Genomic DNA, 21,022 nt, shown 5'->3' with positions numbered 1-21,022 from the left:
TTCAGTGGGTCAGCCGCAAACCCTAGCCTTGAGTTTCCTGTTCCAACTCATCCTGTGCCTCAAGTGCCTTTTGCCCCCGGGTTTTCATTTCGCTGACAATCACCGCCGCCACAATCAACGCCGCGCCCACCATGGCAATCGGCGGGAAGCGCTCCCCGGCAATCCGCCCGACCACGCCGGCCCACACCGGCTCCCCGGCATAAATCAGCGTGGCGCGAGTCGGCGAGACGCTTTTCTGCGCCCAGTTCATCGCCACCTGGATCACCGCGCTGGTCAGCCCCAGGCCCACCGCGCTGAACAGCAGCAACCAGGAAAACCCCGGCAGCGCCTCGCCCATCGGCACTACCATCAGGAACGACAGCACTGAGGCCGTGGCCAGTTGCACCACCGTCACCCGGCGCACATCCACCTGCCCGGCAAACGCGCTGATCAGGATGATCTCGGCGGCAATCGCCACCGCACCGATCAACGTGGCGATTTCACCGGGGCTGAAATTCAGCGACGCGCCCGCCGGGCCGGTCAACAGCATCAACCCGGTAAACGCCAGCATGATGCCGATGCTCGGCATCAACCCCGGTCGCCGTCCCAGCACCAGCCATTGCAGCAGCGGCACAAACGGCACATACAGCGCAGTAATAAATGCCGACTGGCTGCTCAGGATTGTCTGCAAGCCAATGGTCTGCAAACCATAGCCAAACATGATTGCCACACCGATAAAGCAGCCGGCTTTCAACTCAAACAGCGTCAGGCCTCGCAGACTGCGCAACGAGAACGCCCCGACGATCAACGCCGCCGCCGCAAACCGCAGGCCGACAAAAAACATCGGGCCGCTCACGGCCATGGCGTGCTGCACCAGCAAAAAGGTGCCGCCCCAAAACAGGGTGATCACCACCAATACACATTCGGCTTTGCTGAAACGGGAAAACAACGGGGAGGTGGTCATGGCGGCTCGGTCTTGCACAGGAAGGGCGCGGACCGCACAATGCGCCGCAAGCTGGGCAGTATACTGCGCAACCCCACCCTGTGAGCAATATAGTGCACAAAGAAAATCCGCAACGGGCCTCGGTCCTGCAACACGTCAGCCAGAACGTTCGACGCCTGCGTCATGCCGCGGAGTTGAGCCAGACGGCGTTGTCCGAAAAGTCCGGCGTCAGCCGGCGCATGCTGGTGGCGATCGAGGCGGGGGAGAAGAACGTCAGCCTGTCGACCCTCGATCGGGTGGCCGAAGCCCTGGACGTGGCCTTCAGCGACCTGATCCAGGCCCCGGATGCTGGCGATCACAGCCGCATCAACGAACTGGCCTGGGCCGGCGAGATCCCCGGCAGTAAAGCCGTGCTGCTGGCCAAAGCCACTGCTCGCCGCGAGGTGGAACTATGGGAGATGCGCCTGGAGCCCGGTGATCGCTACATGCCCGAGCCGGACCCCGAAGGCTGGAGCGTGCAGTTGTTTGTGTTCGAAGGCACGCTCACGCTGGTGCTGGGTGACGAGGAAAAACACGTCGCCACTGGTGAGTTCCTGATGTTCGCCAGCCGCCAGCTTCACGCCTATCGCAATGACGGCGACGTGGCGGTGCGGTTTGTGCGCAACGTGGTGATCTAACTGTTGGCAGCGCAACAGTGGTTGGACACTTTGCTGGTTTGAACCGCTGACGACTTCCCCGTTTTACAAGCAACCCCCTGATTTTATTGAGCATTAGATTCAGGCACGACTCCTGCAATTGCCCCAGTATCTCTCTGGAGCCTGGAGTCGGCCCATGTCAGCCCAACCCCTACAACCTGCCCACGTCATCCGTTCGGACGCCGAAGCCATCGCCGTCGCCACCGAGTTGGCCAAGCGTTTCGCCGTCGAGGCCGGTGTGCGTGACCGCGAGCGACGCCTGCCGGTGGCCGAGCTGGACGAATTCTCTGCCAGCGGCCTGTGGGGCATCACCATTCCCAAGGCTTACGGCGGCGCCGGGGTGTCCTATGTGACGGTGGCCGAGGTGATCAAGCTGATCTCCGCCGCCGATCCGTCCCTGGGGCAAATTCCGCAGAACCACTTGGGCGTTGTCGACATCCTCCTGCAAACCGCCAGCGAGGAACAAAAGCAGCACTACTTCGCCAAGGTCTTGCAGGGCTACCGTTTCGGCAACGCCTTCTCCGAGGCCAAGAGCAAAAACGCCGGCACCTTTGATACGCAAGTGCGCTTTGACGGCGACAGTGCGTACATCAACGGTGAGAAGTTCTACTGCACCGGCGCCTTGTTCGCCCATATCGTGCCCACGGTGGGCGTGAATGAAAAAGACCAGGCCTTCATCGCCTTTGTCGAGCGAGATGCGCCGGGGCTGCAAGTGGTCGACAGTTGGGACGGCTTCGGCCAGCGCACCACCGCCAGTGGCGGCGTGACCCTCGACGGTGTGAAAGTGCCGCTGAGTGCGGTGATTCCCGCTCACCAGGCCTTCGACCAACCCACCGCCAATGGGCCGATTTCGCAAATTATCCAGGCGGCCGTCGACACCGGTATCGCCCTCGGTGCCCTGGAACAAGCAAAAATCCATGCACGCCAGGCCCGGCCCTGGATCGACAGCCAGCAGGATCACGGCTGGCAAGACCCGTTCACCATCGCCGCCATCGGCGACCTGGAATGGCGGGTTCACGGCACCGAAGCGATCCTCGCCAAGGCCGGCGTTGCCGTCGACCAGGCCCTGGCCAACCCCAACGAAGACACCGTGGCCAATGCCTCGCTGGTGGTCGCCCAGGCCAAGGTGCTGTCAGCCGAAACCGCGTTGCTGGCCAGCAGCAAACTCTTCGAACTGGCCGGCACCCGCTCGGTGTCCGGCAAGCACAACCTTGACCGTTTCTGGCGCAACGCGCGCACCCATACCCTGCATGACCCGGCCCGCTGGAAATACCACTTGATCGGCAACTTTGTGCTCAACGGCGTCAAGCCCGCACGCCACGCCTGGAACTGAGGAGCTTCATCCATGACCGCACTGAATCAGGCGCGCCAACTGCTGGAAAGTACCCGGCGCTTTGTCGAGAAAAGTGATGACCCCTACGTGATCAGCCGCTTCGGCGATTTGCAGATTCGCGTGGAGGTCGCGACCGCTTTGTTTGAGCGTGCCGAAACCCACCCGAGCCCGGTTGCCCTCACCGAAGCCCAGATCGCGGCTGCCGAAGCCCTTATCGCTGCCAGCAACGCCGAATTCGAACTCACCGGCCAGCGCACCGCACTGCCCCCCACCCTTGATGATCCCTTGCGCTGGAAATACCAGATTGTCGGCAACTACCACCTCAACGGTGTCGCCCCCCGGAGTACTGTTTAATGCCTCGTGAAATCCGCTTGAATGCCTTCGACATGAACTGTGTCGGCCACCAGTCGCCGGGCCTGTGGGCCCACCCGCGTGACCGCTCGTGGCAGTACAAGGACCTGGAGTACTGGACCGACCTGGCGAAAATCCTCGAGCGCGGCAAGTTTGACGGCCTGTTCATTGCCGACGTGCTGGGCATCTATGACGTCTACAACGGCAATGGTGACGCGGCGATTCGCCAGGCCACCCAAGTGCCGGTCAACGACCCACTGTCGCTGATCGCCCCCATGGCGCTGGTCACCGAACACCTGGGCTTTGGCCTGACGGCGTCGCTGTCCTTCGAACACCCATACCCGTTCGCCCGGCGCCTTTCCACCCTCGACCACCTGACCAAGGGCCGCGTCGGCTGGAACATTGTCACCTCGTACCTGGAAAGCGGCGCCAAGAACCTCGGCCAGAAAGCCCAGACCGAACACGACGCACGCTACGACTACGCCGAGGAATACCTGGAGGTTTGCTACAAGCTCTGGGAAGGCAGCTGGGAGGAGGGCGCCGTGTTGCGCGACCGCGAGCGGCGGATCTTCAGTGACCCGAGCAAAATCCACGAGATCCGCCACATCGGCAAACACTTCCAGGTGCCCGGCATTCACCTGTGCGAACCTTCGCCACAACGCACCCCGGTGCTCTACCAGGCCGGCGCTTCCAGCCGGGGCAAGCAGTTCGCCGCCGAGCAGGCCGAGTGCGTGTTCGTCGCCGCTCCGTCGAAAGTGCTGCTGAAGAAAACCGTCGCTGACATCCGCCGGCGTGCGGCTGAGGCAGGCCGTGATCCGAAGAAAATCCTGATCTTCAACCTGCAGACGGTGATCGTTGGCGAAACCGACGCCAAGGCCAAGGCCAAGTTCGACGAATACAAATCCTACGTCAGCTACGAAGGCGCGATGGCGCTGATCTCCGGCTGGACCGGTATCGATTTCAGCCAGTTCAAGCCCGATGAACCCCTCAAGCATGTGCACACCAACGCCATTCAATCGGCGGTGGAAGCGTTCTCCACCGCCGACCCGAACAAGGTCTGGACCCCGAACGAACTGGCAGACTGGGTCGGCATTGGCGGCTTCGGCCCGTTGTTTGTCGGCGGCCCGCAAACCGTGGCCGATCTGTTGCAGGAATGGGTTGAAGAGACCGATGTGGACGGCTTCAACCTGGCCTATGCACTGACCCACGAGACCTTTATCGACGCGGTCGAATTGCTGGTGCCGGAGCTGCAGAAGCGCGGTGTGTACAAGACTGAATACGCCCAGGGCACCTTGCGGGAGAAGTTGTTCGGGGAAGGCGCGCGCCTGCCGGGCAACCATCCGGGCGCCAGCTATCGTGACCTGAAGGCCACCGCGATCTAACGGGAGAAACTGAATCAATGTGGGAGCTGGCTTGCCTGCGATAGCGGCGTATCAGCCGGTAGAGAGGCAAGCTGACTCAACGCCATCGCAGGCAAGCCAGCTCCCACATTTGATCTTCATCGATCCAACGATTTCAGCCAGCGGACCACCGCATGCTTGTTTCACCAATAGGAGCATCACCCTATGAGCGTGCATGAACTCGAACTTCCGCTGGATGTGGAATGGCCCGCCGAACGGGTCACGGTGCTGCCCGAGGCGTTGGCGCAATTGCGCCATTGGGCACAAGTGACCCCGTTGCACAGCGCCCTGCGCCACAAGCGCGACGGCCAGTGGTACGCCTGGCGCTGGATTGATGCGTTGCGGGATGTCGAGCGCCTGGCTGATGGCTTGCGTCAGCAGGGCTTTAACGAACAGTCGCGGCTGGCCCTCAGCGGTGCCTTCGAACCCGGTCTGTTACTGCTGGCCCTGGCCGCCCAGGTGATCGGTGGCCAGCTCCTGACCCTGGCGGATGACCTCGAGCCCGCAGCCTTGCAGCAACAGGTGTGGCGCATCCGGCCTACCCATGCGTATGTCCCTGGGCTCCTGCCGTTGGCGGTCGTGCAACGGGTCGACCCCGTGGACACCTCACAACGGCTCTGCCGCTGGTGGCAGCCTTGCGCCAAGACCGAATTGTGGAGCGAGGAGAGCACCCATTGGCAAGGTGGCCTGGCGGCGGTGCTTGAGCAATGGCTCAAGAGCGGCCAAAGCCTGGGCTTCCCGCAGTCGAGCTGAACTAGGCGTCCCGTGTCGATGTGCTGGATACTGCACGGGGCGATTTTTACCACAACCATTCAGGCAGACAGTAAGGGCGCAATTTCATGAGTGAAACCGAACGCGGACAGGCGACGAGCGCCATTCGCAACGCTGATGTGCTGATTGTCGGCGGCGGCCTGAGCGGGACGATGCTGGCGGTGCAGTTGCTGCGCCTGCCGGGCAAGCGGCAGATCCTGGTGATCGAACCGCGTCAGGAGCTGGGGCGTGGCGAGGCCTACAGTGCGGTAGAGCTTGGCCACACCTTGAACGGCAACGCCGCACGCATGAGTGTCGACCCGGACAATGCCGATGACCTGACCCAGTGGCTGACCGCCTATATCGCCGATGGCGGTTGGCCCGAGTCGGATCAACAACACGTGCCCATCAGTGAACTGTTCCCGCCCCGTGGGATTTTTGGCTTGTACGCGCAACAACGGCTGGCGCAGGCCAAGGCGCTGTCGGCGTCGACCGTCGAGCATGTCCGCGCCGAAGTGGTAGACCTTGAGGTGGACGAACACGCCACGCTGTTGACCTTGAGCGACGGCCAGCAACTGCGCGGTGCCTTTGCCGTATTGGCCACCGGCATGTTCCCCGCAGCGCGCACGCCACAGACCGAATCCAGCGGCTTGAATGCCGCAGCGGTCGACCCGTGGGATGTGCAGGCCATGACCCAACTGGACCCGCAAGCCACGGTGCTGATCATCGGTTCCGGGCTGACCATGGTGGACGCCGTAGTCTCACTGGAACAGGCCGGTCATCGCGGGCCCATCGAGATTTTTTCGCGCCACGGCCTGCTGCCCCACGTGCGCCGGCAGCCGCCGGCCTGGGTCGACTTTCTGGGGGAAGACCACAGCCTGCGCAGTCCCCGGCAATTGCTGCGGGAAGTACGCCGCCACTGCAAGATCGCGCTTGAGCAGGGGATCGACTGGCAAGCGCCACTGGACACCGTGCGCGCCCATATCGGACGTTTGTGGAGCCAGGCCAGCGAGGCCGAGAAACGCCAGTTCGTGCGGCATATTCGGCCCTGGTGGGAAAGCCATCACCACCGCTCGCCGCCCTTGAGTGCCGAGTTGGTGGCGCGGTTGCAGGGGGAAGGGCGGTTGCGGATCCGCGCAGCTTCGTACAAGGGGCTGGTGCCTTCGCAGGGTGATGTCACGATTCGCCTGCGTCCTCGTGGCGAACAGGAAGTCGTCCAGGTTTCAGGGGCGGCGCTGATCAACTCCAGCGGGATTGAATACGACTGGCGGCGCGTGGCCCGGCCATTGCCCCGGCAGTTGCTCAAGCGTGGGTTGATACAGCCCGGGCCGCTGGCGTTGGGGATTGCGGCGGATGTGTCGGGGGCCGTGCTGGATGCCAACGGCCAGGTCAGCCAGCGACTGTTTGCCATGGGCCCACCGTTGCGCGGGATGTGGTGGGAAAGTACCGCGGTGACGGATGTGGCGATTCAGGCCAAGGCGTTGGCCGCCAGGTTGGCACACCTCTAAATCTAATGTGGTAGCTGGCTTGCCTGCGATAGCAGTGGGGCAGCTGCATTTTTATCAACTGAGAGATTGCTATCGCAGGCAAGCCAGCTCCTACAGGTCGGGTTCATGGCCCGACCTTCACAAACCCTGGCTTCAACCCAAACACCTCCACCCCCTGCGCCGTCGACTGCCCGGTTGTGATGGTCACCCGCTCCACCGGCTTGTCCATCGCGGCCCGATATTCCACCGTCATCACACCGTCCCCGCGACGGATCGCCTGGGCCGGTACGACAATCGCCTGGTCATTGTTGTAGGTCACGATGGTCAGCCGCGCACTCATCCCCAACCTTACGCGCTGCAGCTGCTGCGGGGTCAGCTTGGGAATCGACAGGGTCACCGGAAACTGCGCGCTGCCCTGGCTGTCGCTGGCAATCGCCAAGCCACTGACCACACTGACCGAGCCCGTCAACCGTTCCCCGTCAAACCCGTCGCCCATCACCTCCACCGCCTGCCCTTGGTGCAACTGGTTGATGTCCAGCTCCGAGACCTTGGCGACGATTTTCAGCTTCTCGATATTCGCCAGTCCAAACAGCACCTGGCCCTGGCTGACCTTGCTCCCGGCCTGCACCGGCGCGTTATTGTTCCCGCCGCCCTGGGCCGATGAGTTACTGCCCGGCGCCGGCACCACGATGCCGGAGAACGGTGCCTTGACCTCCCTGCCGTCGAGCAGGGTATGCAGGGCGTCGTATTTCACCGTGGCGTTGGTCAGTTCCATATCGGCGATCTGTCGGTATTCGCCTTTGCCTTGTTCAATCGCCTGTTGCAGTTCGCTGCGGGCAGCCACCAGGTCCAGCTGTTGCTGGGTGGCCTGTTGCTTGAGGTCGTCGAGTTCGTTACGCGGAATGATGCCGCGCTTGAACAGGTTTTCGCTTTCGGTGAGTTTGCGCTGGGTGTTGCTGGCGGTCATTTCGGCGGTGCGCAGGCTGCGGCGGGCGCGGCCGACTTGCTGGCCGCTGTCCCAGTCCTGCATTTCCTGCACGGTGCGCCGGGCCTTGAGCTGCGCGGAGAGGGCGTCACGCAATTGCACTTCAAGGGTGGCCGGGTCCATGCGCAGCAACACCTGGCCGGCTTCCACCCGCTGGCCTTGCTCCACCAGGTTGGCCTGCACGTTGCCGTCGAACGGCGCGGTGAGGGTGATGGTGGTGTCAGGCTCGATCTTGCCCACCAGGCCGATCTGATGCACCAACGGGTCGACCTTCACCTCCAGCCATTGTTCGGCGTTGCCGGGTTGATTAGCGGCCGGGCTCTGGCGGCTGAGCAGCGTGATGCCGACACCGGCCACCAGCACAATCAACACGGCACCCAGCAGGCGCTTTTTATTAGTAGTCATTGAGGGCGATTTCCCAGCTTTCCAGCGTCATGCCCAGGGTCAAGTCGAGCTGAGTCTGGGCGTTCAAATAGGCAATCAGCGCATTGAGCCGTGAGTTCTCGGCGTTGCGCAGGTCGGTTTCGAAGCTCAATACCTGGAAGTTCGTGGAGCGCCCGGCGCTGAGTTTTTCCCGTTCGATTTCGATCTTGCGCTTGGACAGGTCCACCGCTCGCAGAGAGATTTCATACTGGCGCCAGCGGGTGCCCAGGTCGCGCACCACATCGTTGACGTCGCGCTCCAGTTGCTGGCGGGCGTCGGCGATGATGATCTCCTGGTTTTCCACATCAACCCGCGCGTGCACCTCGGCCTGGCGGGTGCTGATGTCGCCGATGGGAATCTGCACCTGCACGCCGGCGTAGCTGTCCCAGCGTCGGTTATTCGAAGAGCCGTTGTCGTTGTCGGTGGCGGCCCGAATCTGGTTGGCGCCGGCCACCAGGTCCACTTGCCAGCGGCCGGAGTCCTTGGCGATCACCAGGTTGAGGTCGGCCTGCTGGCTGCCGAGCAGGGTGGCGAGGTATTCCGGCTGCTGGTTCTGCGCCAGGATGAAGGCCTGGCGCTTGTCGATGTCCATGCGCTTGGCTTCCAGGGCCTCGGTGGCGTGGATCGGCGTCGACAGGTCAAGGGCCAGCAGGCGCAGAAGGGCCAGGCGGCTGGTGTCGAGTTGGTTCTGGGCTTCTTCCACCCCCAGTTGCTGGGTGGCGATATCGGCTTCGGTCTGCACGATCTCGAACTCGGCCATGCGCCCGGCACTGATCAGCGCCTTGTTCACTTCCAGCAAAGTGCCGGAGCGCTTGAGGGCGTCCTGGACGATGCTCAACTGTTCCTGGGCCCGCAGCAATTCGCGGTAGGTGGCGATGATGTTACTGATGGTCTGCGCCACGTTGGCCTTGAGGTTCAGGCGGTTGGCCTGCTCCGACAGGCGTGACAGGCGCAGCGGGGCGGTGGTGGCGTCCCAACCGGCGCCGCGCATCAGGGGCTGAATCACTGACAGGTCGAGGCCGTCGCTGCGGTAGCGCCCGGCGCGATCGGCGTTGTTCAGTTGTTGGGTCCAGTTCATGCTCAGGCGCGTGCCGTACTCGCCGAGCAAGGTGGCATTGGGCGCCAGGTTGGCGTTGCGGGCGCTGTCGTCGGTGCCCTTGGTGGCGCGGTAGTAGCTGTTCAGGGTCAGCTTGGGGTTGAACGTGTCTTCGGCCACCCGCAGGTCGAATTTCTGCGCCACCCGTTGCAGGTACGCGCTGCGAATCGCCGGGTTGTTGCGCAGGCCCAGGTAGACCGCGTCGCCCAGGGTCAGGGTGGTGGACTGGGCATTCAACGACACCCCGCGGTCGTAACCGCTGCGGGTGGTGCTGGGCGCCGACGGGCGAATCACCACGTCGGCGGCCACGCTGTGCAGGCTCACCAGGGCGGTCAACAACAGCAGCCGTTTATTCATCGCGCAGGGCCTCCACCGGCTGCAGCCGCGAGGCCGATACGGCCGGATAGATCCCGAAAAACAGCCCCACCAGCAACGTGCTACCGACCCCGAGCGGCAGCGCGGCAACCGCCAGGGAAAACTGCCAGCCGGACAGCCAGGCATACAGATAGGCGGCGGTCATGCCCATGAACGCGCCGCATAACGCGCCGACGGCGGTCAGAGTGACGGCCTCCAGCAGGAACAGGTTGCGAATGTCCCGCTGGCGCGCACCGAGCGCCATGCGGATCCCGATTTCCCGACGCCGCTCCGAGACGTTCATCAGCATCACGTTCATCACGCCGACACCGCCGCCCACCAGGGAAATCGCGCCCAGGGCCAGCAGCAGGTAAGCGAAGGTACGGCTTTGCCGGGTCATGCCATCAATCATTTGCTGGGGCACCTGGATGTCCACATCGTGGTCGGTGAGCTGGGTTCGCAACGCCGCCGCCACGTCCTGGGCCACGCGCTCCATGTCCTGGCCTGGGGTGGCGCGGATAATCACGTTGCCGATTTGCGGGTTGGCGTAGATGCGGCGCATGCCCGGGGCGGGGACGAACAGCGATTCGTTGGCCTGTACGGGAATCAGCATTGCCCGGGGCTGGCTGTGCAGAATGCCCACCACCAGGTACAGGTAGTCGTTGATACGTATCCGGTCGCCCAGTTGCAGCGGGTCGCCGGGAACGCTCAAGGCCTGGACGATCTGGTCACCGACGACCGCATAGGTTTCCCCCGCGTCGAAACTCGACAGGAAGCGCCCATCGCGCACCGACAGGCGCATCGCCTCCTTGAGGTCTGGCGTACTGCCGACAAAGCTTGAATTGAAGGTGCGGCCATGGAACACCACCGGCCCGCTGAACAGCGAGACCGCGCCGATATGGGCAATGCCGGGCACGCTCTGGCGCACGGCTTCCAGGTCGAGGCTGGCGGGCATCGGCGCGGTGCTGGCGCCGTTGGGCGGAAATTGCGCCACCAGGGTGTCGGTGCCCATGTCCTTGAAAATCATCGCCGCGTCTTCGGCGGCGTTGTGCCCGATATTGATCAGCGCCACCACCGACGAACTGCCGATGACGATGCCCAGCAAGGCCAGGATCGAGCGCTTGCCCAGGGTGCGCAGGCTGACAAATGCCTCATGCAGCAATTGGCTCAGGCTTTGTTCGACCCGCAGGCTCATAGGCGCTCGGCCTCTTGCACCACGCCATTGCGCACCAGGATCTTGCGGTTCAGGCGTTCGGCAATGTGCGGGTCATGGGTGACGATGATCAGCGTCACCTGCTGCTCGCGATTGAGCGCCAGCAACAGGTCCATGATCTCCTGGGCGGTGGTGCTGTCGAGGTTGCCGGTGGGTTCGTCGGCGAGGATCACCGACGGGTTGCCCACCAATGCGCGGGCGATGGCCACCCGTTGGCGCTGGCCGCCGGAAAGGTCGGCCGGGCGGTGGTGGGCGCGTTCGGCCAGGCCCACCTGGTCGAGCATGCGCATTGCCTGTTCCACCGAGTCATGGCGCGACACGCCGCGATAGCTGAGGGGCAGGGCAACATTGTCCAGGGCACTGAGGCGCGGCAGCAGGTTGAAGCTTTGAAAGACGAAACCGATCTGCTGATTGCGGATCGCCGCCAGTTGATCGGGGCTGGCGCTGAAAATGTCATGGCCGGCAAAGCGGTACTGGCCGCAGTCGGGCAGATCAAGCAGGCCGAGGATATTGAGCAGAGTACTTTTGCCGGAGCCGGATGCGCCGAGGATGCCGCAGCTGTCACCGGTTTCGATGGCCAGGCATACATCATTGAGAATCGACAGGTGCTGGCCGGCCAGCTGATAGCTTTTGCCGATGCCTTGCAGGGAAATGAAGCCTGAGTGCGCGGGGATATCTGTCATCATGACTACGCCTGCAGCCTCGACAGCGCCGTGCTTCCCCCGAAAATCCTTGTAACAAGTTCAGGAGCTGCCTGGTACACGTCACGGACTGGTTTTATTTCTTGTTTTTAAAATATTGTTTGAATACTAACCGCGTTCCAGCCGTTCCGCCAGCCATGGATATAGAGCGGTTTTACCCCTTGAAACGATTCTTCTACAGGGCATTTCAGGCGTCTGAAAAGTCCATCAGCTACCCTCAACAAGCCGGCTCTGTTGGGTTTGAATAGTATGGCGCAGTGTCACTACTTGCTTTCAGGCTGCGGCCCCGGTATAAAAAATCAAATTAATTTTTAAAACAATATTTCCGCAGTGGAACCCCACCCCCTATGGTCGCGAAGAAACTCAGCGCTCCAAACGTTACCAAGACTCGATTGCTGGATGCGACAGAGGCTCTTTTCATCAAATACGGCTATGACGCGGTTTTGTTGCGGCAGATTACCGAGAGGGCCCAGGTCAATCTCGCTGCGGTGAATTACCACTTCGGGGACAAGGACTCCCTGATGAAAACCCTGCTGATGCAGCGCCTGGAGCCGCTCAACGAGCAGCGCCTGGAACTGCTCGCCCGGTGCGAAGCCGAGTCCGACGGCCCTCTGGATTGCGACACCTTGCTCGGCGTGCTGTTCGCCCCGGCCATGGGCCTGGAGCGCAGCGACCCGGCGAGTGGGGAAGGGCGTTCATTCATCCGGTTCCTGGGCCGGGTGTACAGCGACACCTCGCCGTTTATCCAGGAATACCTCAAGGTGCATTACCAGCCGGTGTTCCAGCGCTTCTTTGAAGCGTTCGCCCTGGCCCTGCCGGACTTGCCGCGCAACGAGCTGGGGGTGCGCCTGCAGTTTGCCCTCAAGGCGATTTCCGGGGTGATGGCGGGTACCGAGCTGCGGTTGTTGATGAACTCCATGAGCCTGGGGCGCCCGGCGACCGATGCCGAAGTGATGGCCAAGCTGATCACCCTGGTGTCGGCGGCGATTCGCGTGCCCCAGCAAAGCCCGGAGGCCGAAACGGCCTTGGCGCGGGTACTCGATACCCAGCGCGCTATCCGCGAGCAAGCGGCGTCGCCGGTCAACAAAGTCGCGCGCTGAACCACCAGGGCCGGCTCGCAATGAGCCGGTTTGCTCCGGCCCCATCCATCAAATACCCTGCGAAGCCTTAACGCCCGGGCAAAAAAAACCCGCTGGGGCGGCGGGTTTTTAAGTGCAGCGTTTGTAACGGATGAGGCTTCACACTACGGCTGGGGATGTGAATAAAACGTGAAAAATATGTAAGGAAAATTGTAAGTTTGCCGGATTAATGTCGCTGCGTTTTCCCTCGGCATCGTCCAACGAAGGCTGCCATTCGTCGCCACTGTCAATTCTGACAGGTAGACGCTGGGAAGGGCTGGGTGTTTGATTTCTTCAGTCGCGTGCTCTGTCCGCACGCTGTTTAATCTGGAGAATAACCATGTCGACCAAGCCTGCCGCTCCCAGACCTACTCCTGTCACCAGGCAACCTGCCACGCCCAAGCCATCGCCTACTCGGCCGGGTGTGATGATCATCGAGGACTTGGATCCTCCCCGTGTCTCTCCAGCGCAGGCAACACCGATAGACGGTGCGGCATATGGATTGGGGGTTCGCCATTTCCCTCCTTCGGGGGTTACCGGCGAGAAATATATTACTTTTATTTTTGAACGTTGGACCGGACTCCGCGAGGGGGACGAGTATAGCGTAACGATGGGGGGGATCACGCCGCCACCGAAAACTGTCGAGGCGGAAGAGCTAGGCGAACAGCGCTTTTTCTTCGATTTCCCTTACGCCAGTTTGAACGTGGACTCTGACATCGGCTTTGCATTTATTCCCGATGTATACGGTGAGGTGGTGAGGGTCGGCTCCGGGACTCCCAGCACCTCGCCACCCCAGACCGTACTGGTCAAGGAAACCTACCCGGGCGGAAACGACGATCGGCCCTGGGAGGCTTGGCACTCCAGGTTGCACCTGACCCTGTCGGACACGATTATCGGAGCCGGACAAAGCGTTACTGCAACGATCAAGGCCTGGGACAACATGCGAGTGAATGACCTGGTGATGTTCTTTGTGGGAACGTCGCGTATTGAGATCGCACCGATCTCCCCCTCGCAGGTGGGCCTGGACCTGACGATCGTGATTGATGCGGCAATTTTCCAGGCGATTGGCAGTGGCGCCTTTGACGTGGGGTTCTTTCTATATGACGAGGTTGGCACTAGCTCGGGGCCTTTGCAGCCTTGGTGCAAGCCGGTGCGGCTAGACGTACACCTGGACGTGACGCTGCTTGACGAGCCTTTCATTATCGAGGCCGACCAAACGCTGATGGTGCTGGATGCCGATGCGCTGGGCAGAGAGCCAGCACATGCCGAGGTGAACATCCCGCGCGGCGGCCCGTTTCTGGTGGGCGATAAAATTTTGCTGACGGTTCAGGGTACGACGCCTGATGGCGTGTTCGTCAGTGACTCGCAGGATTTGACTGTCGAAAGGGTTCCTAGTTATCGCGAATTTCCCATCCGCAACGAGCTGGTCAGGTCTCTTCTGCTGAGCTCGATGGCTGTCTCCTACGTGAGACAAAGGGCTGGGGAAGATGACCTGCCATCCAGAAGGGCGACGGTCGCCGTTGTCGGTCTTCGTTACGACCTGCCCGCTCCCAGCGTCAGGGAGGCCCACGGCCCCTTCATTGAGCCGGACCTGCCACGCATTACCGTGGATATGCCCGACTACCAGCCGCCAGGCACTCGGGGAGATAACCTGGAAGTTGTCCTCCAGGGTTTCCGTGTGGATAACACCTCCGAGCGGGTGTCCTCTTCGCGGGTGGCCGGCGACCCTCCGCGCAGCCGTGAGTTCCCGACTAGCGACTACATGCGCCTGGAAGGTTTGAGAGACGCCAACGTTCACTACATCGTCAACGGTTTGATCAGTACCGGGGTAGTGGGCACCCGTGAGTCGGAACGCCGGTGGGTACAAGTCGGCCGTCCACCCCGGGATTTACCTGCGCCGGTTATTCAGGAGGCGGTTGATGGCAACGTCGACCCCAGTACCTTCGGCCTGTTCGCTACCCTTGAATTGCGTGCGCAATTCAGAGCAGGCGATATCGTGGTCATCCGCTACACCGGCTCGCTCAGTGGTGTTGTGCAGGAAGAATATCCGTTGTTCGTGCCAGCCAACCCGCTGCTCGTGGATATTCCGCGGCAGCTGTTCCTCAACAATATCGACGGCACCATCACCGTCAGTTACCTGATTGATCGTGCAGGCGTTTATCAGTATTCCGAAGAACTGGTAGTGACCGTAGGGACCGCCTTGGGCGAGTTGTTTCTGCCCGAGGTGTTGGAGGCAACCACTGGGCCTGATGAGCTTGATCCGCTGGTGGTCTGGCCGGGTGGTGCAACCGTGCGCGTACGGTATGACGAGATTAAGCCCCGCGACTACGTCGAGGTCAGATGGGAGGGACTGCCCGGCGAAGGCTCCCATTACGAGGTCAAGGATAACCAGAGTGGGGATTACATCGACTTCACGATCCCTACCGATCCGATCGGCTACAACATCCACCCCCGTGGGCGGGATATCAGGGTGTCCTTCGTGGTGACTCGGAATGGCTTCTCTACCGACTCGCCTGTGCTGACGTTGCACCTGCTGACGTTGCACAATGTGCCGGGACCGCTGATCGATAGCATTGGCGACGCCGCAGTGCTGGAAGTCCCCTTGCTTCAGGACTTCGACCAGACCCGTGTGCCAGCCTGGCCGTATGCCAAGGCCAACCAGCTTATGTGGAAACGTTATGAAGGCACTCGCAAGCCGGTCACGCCGGGCGAGCCGGGCACGCCGTATGACAACGAGATCTACCGGGCACGGCCCGTCAGTGCCGCAGAGGCCCTCAACGGGGTCGCCAGCGAAACACCCGTGCTGGCATTGCGCAACCTGGAGGAATGGTCGGCATTGACCATCAGCTTCTGGGTCACATTCGACCACAGCGGTGACATCAACAACGCGGTGCTGTTCGAGGTCAGACACCACGTGATAGAGCTGGTGAGCGCTACGTACCCCTACCCGCAAATCCAGGGTTCCATTCCCGCCGATGAGCAGGAGGTTGCCATCGACCCGATAGCGGTCGAAAACAAGTGCGTGGTGTTGGTGACTTACCCGAACATGAACCAGGGGGGCACGGACCTGATTACCCTGCACTGGATCCACGCGGACGGGACCATTGTGGAAGTCGCGACCCAGGATGGGCTGGACGGTGGCACGGTGACATTCCATGTCAGCAACGCCATCCTCGCTGCCAGTGTCAACAGCACGATTCACCTGCAGTACTCGGTGGTGTTGGGCAGGGGGGGCTCCGGCATCTCCGAAGAGCAGACGGTGAACGTGGGGACCATCCTGCCAGCCAATTTGCCCCGGGTGTTGATCAATAGTGTGGCCAATGGCGGCAGTCTTAATCCTCCGGGCCTGGCCGGCAATGCTGTCGCGGCCTCTCCAAAATGGCGCCTGAGCCTGGCGGGCCAGCGTGTATGGCTGCGCGTCACCACAAACAGCCCCGGCATTGCACCCTTGGAGTTACTGGCAAACCATTCGCTCACCTTGCCGGAAGCAACACACGGCTTGGCGAATATTCAGGTCAGTCGTGACTGGCTGCTAGGCCTGCCCAACAATGCGCGCATCACGGTGCACCTGAGTGTGACGTTTAATGGCAGTGAGGATGCGTACGATGCGGTGGAGTTCCCCACCACCGAATACACCATCAGCCTGACCAGCCCGCTGGTCCTTAGCCAGACAACGCTATATTTTTCTGGCCGTACCTATATTCTGGCCAGCTATCCCAACAATCTGCCCACCTATGATTCCTCCAACTCGGCTCGGCTTTCGGTATCAGGCGGGACAGCGCCCTATCGGTACTATTCGAGTAACACCGGGGTTGTCCACGTCGACACGACCGGGTACGTCACCGTAAGAGGGAATGGAAGCACGACGATTACAGTGTCCGATTCTTCGTCGCCCACTCAAACGCGGACTTGCGGAGTCACTGTCGGAGGCGTCTTGAAGTGTACTATTTTGGGCAACAACACCCAACAGGCTGTCGCCAGTGCAGCTCAGGGATCCAATTCATGGCTGGCCGACCTGGGTGAGTTGCAGGCCATACGGGCCGCTTATCGCAACACTTGGCCGGTGGGAAGTACCTACTATTGGTCGGGGACGTTCTCCCATAGAAATTTATTTTTTAATTACTACTACGTCTATAACTTCATCGGGCCGCAGCAGGATGTGCAAAAAGATGACGGCATCAATCGCTGGGGCGGTATCCAGTTAAGAGTTTAAGCATCGGCTTGGAAACAACGCTTCAAAGGGACAGCCCTACCTAACCGTAGACTGTCCCTTTTTTGCGATTCAAATCTTCCAATGTCCGGATGTTTTCGCCAGCCGCTGGCGCATCTCGTCGACATTCGCCGCCAGTTGCAGGGTCAATAACCGGTAACCGTCCAACGCGTTGACCACGGGCACTTCAAAGGTCTGCTCGTGGGTAGGCGTGTTGCTTGGCCGTTCCAACCGGTCGGTGGCCCCGGATTGCAACGCCCGCGCCATCCCGATCAACTGCACCCGAATCTGCCGGTGCTCGGCTTTCAACGCCACCTGCATACGCGCCAGGGCGTCCTTGTCCCGTGGGTCGGGCCGGGTGTTGCCAAGGATCTCCAGGGTGCTGATGCACATGCGCAAATGCCGCTGGATGATGTCCAGTTCGGTCATGGAAATCCGCACCTCCTTGGACACCGACGGCATCAGCGAACGCAGTTGCAGCATGGCGGCGTTAAGCCGATTGAGCAGCTTGAGGTGTTCATCATCGGTCACCGATTGGCCGCTGATGATCCGGCTATAAATCGCCGCGCAATCGCGCAAGGCGCTGGCCAGGTTGTAGCGCCAGGAATACACCGCGTACAGCGGCAACGCGAAGGAAAACGCCAGGGCCAGGACGATGCCGATCAGGATGTCGACCGTGCGCCACAACCCATCCGACAGCGGGTTGTCACCATGGCCGGCGACGATGAATACCGTGATCGCCGACAGCAACGCGATGTACCCACCCTTGCCGATGGCGTGATAGGAAAAGAACCCGCACACCACCGACATCAGCAAATAGGTCAACAGCGGTTGGCCCAGGTACGTCTCCTGCACCACCAGCAGCAAACCGACGCTGGCGCCGATCAACGTGCCATAGGCGCGCTCGACGGCTTTCTTGCCGATATTGCCGTGGTGCTGCAAACCGCCGATCACGATCAGCATCGTCACCGAGGCCCACTCACCATGGGGCAGGTTGATGCCGGTGGTCAGCAGGATGGTGGCCAGCAACCCGATGGAAACCCGTACCGCGTGGATCAATTTGGCGTGACGGTAGCGCCGATACGGGTCCAGCAACGGACGCAGCAAGCGGCGGGCGAAGAGGGGCAAGTGCAGGTTCATCAATCTGGATGTGGCCTCGTCAGTCAGGATTCACGCGGTCAACCTGTGGGAGCGGGCTTGCCCGCGATGGCGGCGTGTCAGTCACCACAGAGGTCGACTGTCGGCCCTCATCGCGGGCAAGCCCGGCTCCCACATTCTTGAGCGGCGCTAGGCTCAGAAAATATAGTCAGTGGTCAGAAAGCTCGACGTGCGCTCCTGCAGGATATCGCTGACCAGTTCCTTGTTGCTCGCCTGGAACTTGGTCGCCACCAGGGTACGGATCGAAAACACCCGCAACGCATCATGCACCGACAGCGTGCCCTCGGCCGAGTTCTTGCGCCCGTTGAACGGGAAACTGTCCGGTCCGCGCTGGCACTGGGCATTGATATTGATCCGGCCCACCTGGTTGGCGAACGCGTCCACCAGGCGCCCGACTTCCCTCGGGCTGGTGCCGAAGATACTCAGTTGCTGGCCGAAGTCCGATTCCAGCACGTAGTCGATCACCGTCTCCAGGTCGCGGTAAGGCACGATCGGCACCACCGGGCCAAACTGCTCTTCGTGGTACACACGCATCAGCGGGTTCACCGGGTACAGCACCGCCGGGTAGAAAAACGAACCACGGCGGGTGCCGCCATTTTCGTTCACCACCTTGGCGCCATGGGCCAGTGCGTCGGTCACCAGGCCGCCGAGGTAATCGACCTTGCCCTGCTCGGGCAGCGGTGTCAGCGACACGCCGTCTTCCCACGGCATGCCAGGCTTGAGGGTCGCCAGCTTGTGGTTGAATTTCTCGATAAAGCTGTCGACCACGTCTTCATGCACAAACAGGATCTTCAACGCGGTGCAACGCTGGCCGTTGAACGAGAGTGAACCGGTGACGGCTTCGTTGACCGCATTGTCCAGGTCGACCTGCGGCAGCACGATCCCGGGGTTCTTCGCATCCAGGCCCAGCGCCGCGCGTAGGCGGTGGGGTTTGGGGTGCAGCTTCTTCAAATCGCTGGCGGCCTTGTTGGTGCCGATAAACGCAAAGATATCGATCTTGCCGCTGGCCATCAGCGCACTGACGGTCTCGCGGCCGCTGCCGTAGATCACGTTGATCACGCCGGCCGGGAAGCTGTCGCGGAACGCCTCCAGCAACGGGCGAATCAGCAGCACGCCGAGCTTGGCCGGCTTGAACACCACGGTGTTGCCCATGATCAGCGCCGGGATCAGCGTGGTGAAGGTCTCGTTCAGCGGGTAGTTGTAGGGGCCCATGCACAGCGCCACGCCCAGCGGTACACGGCGGATTTGCCCGAGGGTGTCCTGTTCCAGCTCGAAGCGGCTCGAGCGGCGGTCGAGTTCCTTGAGGGCATTGATGGTGTCGGTGATGTAGTCGCAGGTGCGGTCGAACTCTTTCTGCGAGTCCTTGAGGTTCTTGCCAATCTCCCACATCAGCAGCTTGACCACCGCCTCGCGCTGTTCACGCATGCGCCGCAAAAACGCTTCGACATGCTGGATGCGGTCCACCACGCGCATGGTCGGCCACGCGCCCTGGCCACGGTCGTAAGCGGCTACGGCGGCGTCGAGGGCGGTCAAGGCGGTGTCGGCGTCCAGCAGCGGGGTACTGCCGATGATCACCGGCGTGTCACCGTCGGCGCCGCGCAACTGCACCGGGCTGCGCACTTCGGCCAAGGGGCCGTTCCACACATGCAACTGGCCGCCGACCAGGTAATCGCGTTGTTCAATGGGCGCCGCGAGCCGGAATTGCTCGGGAATCTCGGCGGCAGTGGGAAACAGCTGGGCGAGCAGGTTGTCGGTGGTCATGTCGCTACCCCTGGAATGGTTGCAAAACGTGACTAGAGATTCACCCATCAACGGCCCGTGTGGCAAGGGCTAGACGCATTAACCCGCGAACCTTGGAAAACCTTGAGCACAACCGTGAGCCCGCCGGGTAAACTGCGCGGCTTTCTTGAAGGAGTTCACATGAGTCAGTACCAGCCGGGCATTCTTGCCGCACCGGTGCCGTTGCAGGCACGCCATCTGTTTTTTGCCATTGCGTCCCTGGACGCTGTACCTGCCGCACTGGATGCGCTGGTGCAGTTGGTGGACGCCAATGCGGTGGTCGGTTTTGGTGAACCGCTGGTCAATGCCCTTGGCGCCCGGATTGACGGGTTGCGAGCGTTTCCTCATGTGAGCGGGCCGGGGGCGGAGAATCCGTCGACCCAGCAGGCGCTGTGGGTCTGGTTGCACGGTGTGGATCGTGGTGAGCTGCTGTTGCGCAGCCGGGCGTTCGAGAAGGCCCTGGCGCCGGGGTTTGGTCTGGTGCAGATGACCGAGGGGTTTCGCTACAAGACCGGGTTTGACCTGACCGACTATGAGGATGGCACTGAGAATCCGCATGATGAGGCGGCGGTGGATGCGGCGGTGGCGCAGGGTGGTGCGAGCTTTGCGGCGATCCAGCAGTGGCAGCATGACCTGGATGGGTTTGCGGCGTTGCCGGCTCTGGAGCGGGACCACATTATTGGTCGGCGCCATGGCGATAACGAGGAGTTGGAGGATGCGCCGGAGTCGGCGCACACCAAGCGTACGGCCCAGGAGAGTTTTACCCCGGAGGCGTTTGTGGTGCGGCGGTCGATGCCGTGGGCCGAGAATGGTCAGGCGGGGTTGATGTTCCTGGCGTTTGGGCATTCGTTTGATGCGTTTGAAGCGCAACTGCGGCGGATGAGTGGGCTTGAGGATGGGATTGTTGATGGGTTGTATCGCATTAGCAAGCCGTTGACTGGGGGGTATTACTGGTGTCCGCCGGTGCGTGATGGGCGGGTGGATTTGAGCTTGGTGCTCTGAGGTTTTTGTTCTGGGTGCATATCCGTTATTTAGGTAACGGCCACT

General features: G+C 61.7%; 15 protein-coding genes and 1 pseudogene. 9 read left to right on the top strand and 7 right to left on the bottom strand.

Features of this window, described 5'->3' with window-relative positions; translation table 11 throughout:
- Positions 1-22 precede the first annotated feature (22 nt).
- Entirely contained in the window at positions 23-943 is a 921-nt protein-coding gene (locus LIY45_RS10825) for a DMT family transporter (protein WP_226476302.1), read from the bottom strand.
- Between the two features lie 92 nt (positions 944-1,035).
- Between LIY45_RS10825 and LIY45_RS10820 the strand changes: the two genes are divergently transcribed.
- The 6 genes and pseudogenes from LIY45_RS10820 (at position 1,036) to LIY45_RS10795 (ending at position 6,959) form a co-directional block, all read left to right on the top strand.
- Complete coding sequence (locus LIY45_RS10820) at positions 1,036-1,599, top strand: XRE family transcriptional regulator (protein ID WP_017477000.1); 564 nt, start codon at positions 1,036-1,038, stop codon at positions 1,597-1,599.
- 154 nt (positions 1,600-1,753) lie between these two features.
- A complete protein-coding gene (locus LIY45_RS10815; RefSeq protein WP_226476301.1) occupies positions 1,754-2,950 on the top strand; it encodes an SfnB family sulfur acquisition oxidoreductase in 1,197 nt (398 codons plus the stop codon).
- A gap of 12 nt (positions 2,951-2,962) precedes the next feature.
- Positions 2,963-3,304 carry an acyl-CoA dehydrogenase gene (locus LIY45_RS10810; protein WP_226476300.1) on the top strand — a complete coding sequence of 114 codons (342 nt, stop codon included), beginning with the start codon at positions 2,963-2,965 and terminating at the stop codon, positions 3,302-3,304.
- Positions 3,304-4,683 (top strand): LLM class flavin-dependent oxidoreductase, encoded by a 1,380-nt coding sequence (locus LIY45_RS10805; RefSeq protein ID WP_226476299.1) that lies wholly within the window; start codon positions 3,304-3,306, stop codon positions 4,681-4,683. The genes LIY45_RS10810 and LIY45_RS10805 overlap by 1 nt, the downstream gene beginning before the upstream one ends.
- A gap of 183 nt (positions 4,684-4,866) precedes the next feature.
- A pseudogene (locus LIY45_RS10800) lies at positions 4,867-5,448 on the top strand (hypothetical protein); the annotation flags it as partial.
- A 92-nt stretch (positions 5,449-5,540) separates the two neighbouring features.
- A complete protein-coding gene (locus LIY45_RS10795) occupies positions 5,541-6,959 on the top strand; it encodes an FAD/NAD(P)-binding protein (RefSeq protein ID WP_226476297.1) in 1,419 nt (472 codons plus the stop codon).
- Between the two features lie 103 nt (positions 6,960-7,062).
- Here the strand turns inward: LIY45_RS10795 and LIY45_RS10790 are convergent, their stop codons facing one another.
- The 4 genes from LIY45_RS10790 to LIY45_RS10775 are packed head-to-tail and all read right to left on the bottom strand — an operon-like array spanning position 7,063 to position 11,695.
- Positions 7,063-8,328, bottom strand: a complete 1,266-nt coding sequence (locus LIY45_RS10790) for an HlyD family efflux transporter periplasmic adaptor subunit (protein ID WP_226476296.1) — start codon at positions 8,326-8,328, stop codon at positions 7,063-7,065.
- The gene (locus LIY45_RS10785) at positions 8,318-9,799 is read right to left on the bottom strand and encodes a TolC family protein (RefSeq protein ID WP_226476295.1); all 1,482 of its coding nucleotides are present in this window, start codon (positions 9,797-9,799) and stop codon (positions 8,318-8,320) included. The genes LIY45_RS10790 and LIY45_RS10785 overlap by 11 nt, the downstream gene beginning before the upstream one ends.
- On the bottom strand, positions 9,792-10,991 hold the full coding sequence (locus tag LIY45_RS10780) for an ABC transporter permease (RefSeq protein WP_226476294.1): 1,200 nt from the start codon (positions 10,989-10,991) through the stop codon (positions 9,792-9,794). The genes LIY45_RS10785 and LIY45_RS10780 overlap by 8 nt, the downstream gene beginning before the upstream one ends.
- Entirely contained in the window at positions 10,988-11,695 is a 708-nt protein-coding gene (locus LIY45_RS10775; RefSeq protein ID WP_017477009.1) for an ATP-binding cassette domain-containing protein, read from the bottom strand. Before LIY45_RS10775 ends, LIY45_RS10780 begins: the two co-directional genes overlap by 4 nt.
- Positions 11,696-12,057: 362 nt before the next feature.
- Here LIY45_RS10775 and LIY45_RS10770 point away from each other — a divergent pair, with 362 nt between their 5' ends.
- Together LIY45_RS10770 and LIY45_RS10765 are read left to right on the top strand one after the other, a co-directional pair.
- A complete protein-coding gene (locus LIY45_RS10770; protein WP_003211721.1) occupies positions 12,058-12,810 on the top strand; it encodes a TetR/AcrR family transcriptional regulator in 753 nt (250 codons plus the stop codon).
- Between the two features lie 445 nt (positions 12,811-13,255).
- Complete coding sequence (locus LIY45_RS10765) at positions 13,256-17,041, top strand: hypothetical protein (protein ID WP_226476293.1); 3,786 nt, start codon at positions 13,256-13,258, stop codon at positions 17,039-17,041.
- A gap of 69 nt (positions 17,042-17,110) precedes the next feature.
- Here LIY45_RS10765 and LIY45_RS10760 read toward each other — a convergent pair whose 3' ends face one another.
- Together LIY45_RS10760 and LIY45_RS10755 are read right to left on the bottom strand one after the other, a co-directional pair.
- On the bottom strand, positions 17,111-18,172 hold the full coding sequence (locus tag LIY45_RS10760) for an FUSC family protein (RefSeq protein ID WP_226476442.1): 1,062 nt from the start codon (positions 18,170-18,172) through the stop codon (positions 17,111-17,113).
- A 159-nt stretch (positions 18,173-18,331) separates the two neighbouring features.
- Complete coding sequence (locus LIY45_RS10755) at positions 18,332-19,957, bottom strand: NADP-dependent glyceraldehyde-3-phosphate dehydrogenase (protein ID WP_226476292.1); 1,626 nt, start codon at positions 19,955-19,957, stop codon at positions 18,332-18,334.
- Between the two features lie 159 nt (positions 19,958-20,116).
- Here LIY45_RS10755 and LIY45_RS10750 point away from each other — a divergent pair, with 159 nt between their 5' ends.
- Positions 20,117-20,977 (top strand): Dyp-type peroxidase, encoded by an 861-nt coding sequence (locus LIY45_RS10750; RefSeq protein ID WP_226476291.1) that lies wholly within the window; start codon positions 20,117-20,119, stop codon positions 20,975-20,977.
- Positions 20,978-21,022 lie beyond the last annotated feature (45 nt).

Source organism: Pseudomonas sp. MWU16-30323, from assembly GCF_020515595.1.
Classification (GTDB): domain Bacteria; phylum Pseudomonadota; class Gammaproteobacteria; order Pseudomonadales; family Pseudomonadaceae; genus Aquipseudomonas; species Aquipseudomonas yamanorum.
This window is presented reverse-complemented; position numbering and strand designations above follow the sequence as displayed.

Bases quoted from the DNA above. Each gene is read 5' to 3' on its own strand.
- LIY45_RS10765 (WP_226476293.1), top strand. From the start codon at position 13,256: ATGATCATCGAGGACTTGGATCCTCCCCGTGTCTCTCCAGCGCAGGCA.
- LIY45_RS10785 (WP_226476295.1), bottom strand. From the start codon at position 9,799: ATGAATAAACGGCTGCTGTTGTTGACCGCCCTGGTGAGCCTGCACAGC.
- LIY45_RS10770 (WP_003211721.1), top strand. From the start codon at position 12,058: ATGGTCGCGAAGAAACTCAGCGCTCCAAACGTTACCAAGACTCGATTG.
- LIY45_RS10825 (WP_226476302.1), bottom strand. From the start codon at position 943: ATGACCACCTCCCCGTTGTTTTCCCGTTTCAGCAAAGCCGAATGTGTA.
- LIY45_RS10790 (WP_226476296.1), bottom strand. From the start codon at position 8,328: ATGACTACTAATAAAAAGCGCCTGCTGGGTGCCGTGTTGATTGTGCTG.
- LIY45_RS10810 (WP_226476300.1), top strand. From the start codon at position 2,963: ATGACCGCACTGAATCAGGCGCGCCAACTGCTGGAAAGTACCCGGCGC.
- LIY45_RS10750 (WP_226476291.1), top strand. From the start codon at position 20,117: ATGAGTCAGTACCAGCCGGGCATTCTTGCCGCACCGGTGCCGTTGCAG.
- LIY45_RS10815 (WP_226476301.1), top strand. From the start codon at position 1,754: ATGTCAGCCCAACCCCTACAACCTGCCCACGTCATCCGTTCGGACGCC.
- LIY45_RS10775 (WP_017477009.1), bottom strand. From the start codon at position 11,695: ATGATGACAGATATCCCCGCGCACTCAGGCTTCATTTCCCTGCAAGGC.
- LIY45_RS10780 (WP_226476294.1), bottom strand. From the start codon at position 10,991: ATGAGCCTGCGGGTCGAACAAAGCCTGAGCCAATTGCTGCATGAGGCA.
- LIY45_RS10755 (WP_226476292.1), bottom strand. From the start codon at position 19,957: ATGACCACCGACAACCTGCTCGCCCAGCTGTTTCCCACTGCCGCCGAG.
- LIY45_RS10795 (WP_226476297.1), top strand. From the start codon at position 5,541: ATGAGTGAAACCGAACGCGGACAGGCGACGAGCGCCATTCGCAACGCT.
- LIY45_RS10805 (WP_226476299.1), top strand. From the start codon at position 3,304: ATGCCTCGTGAAATCCGCTTGAATGCCTTCGACATGAACTGTGTCGGC.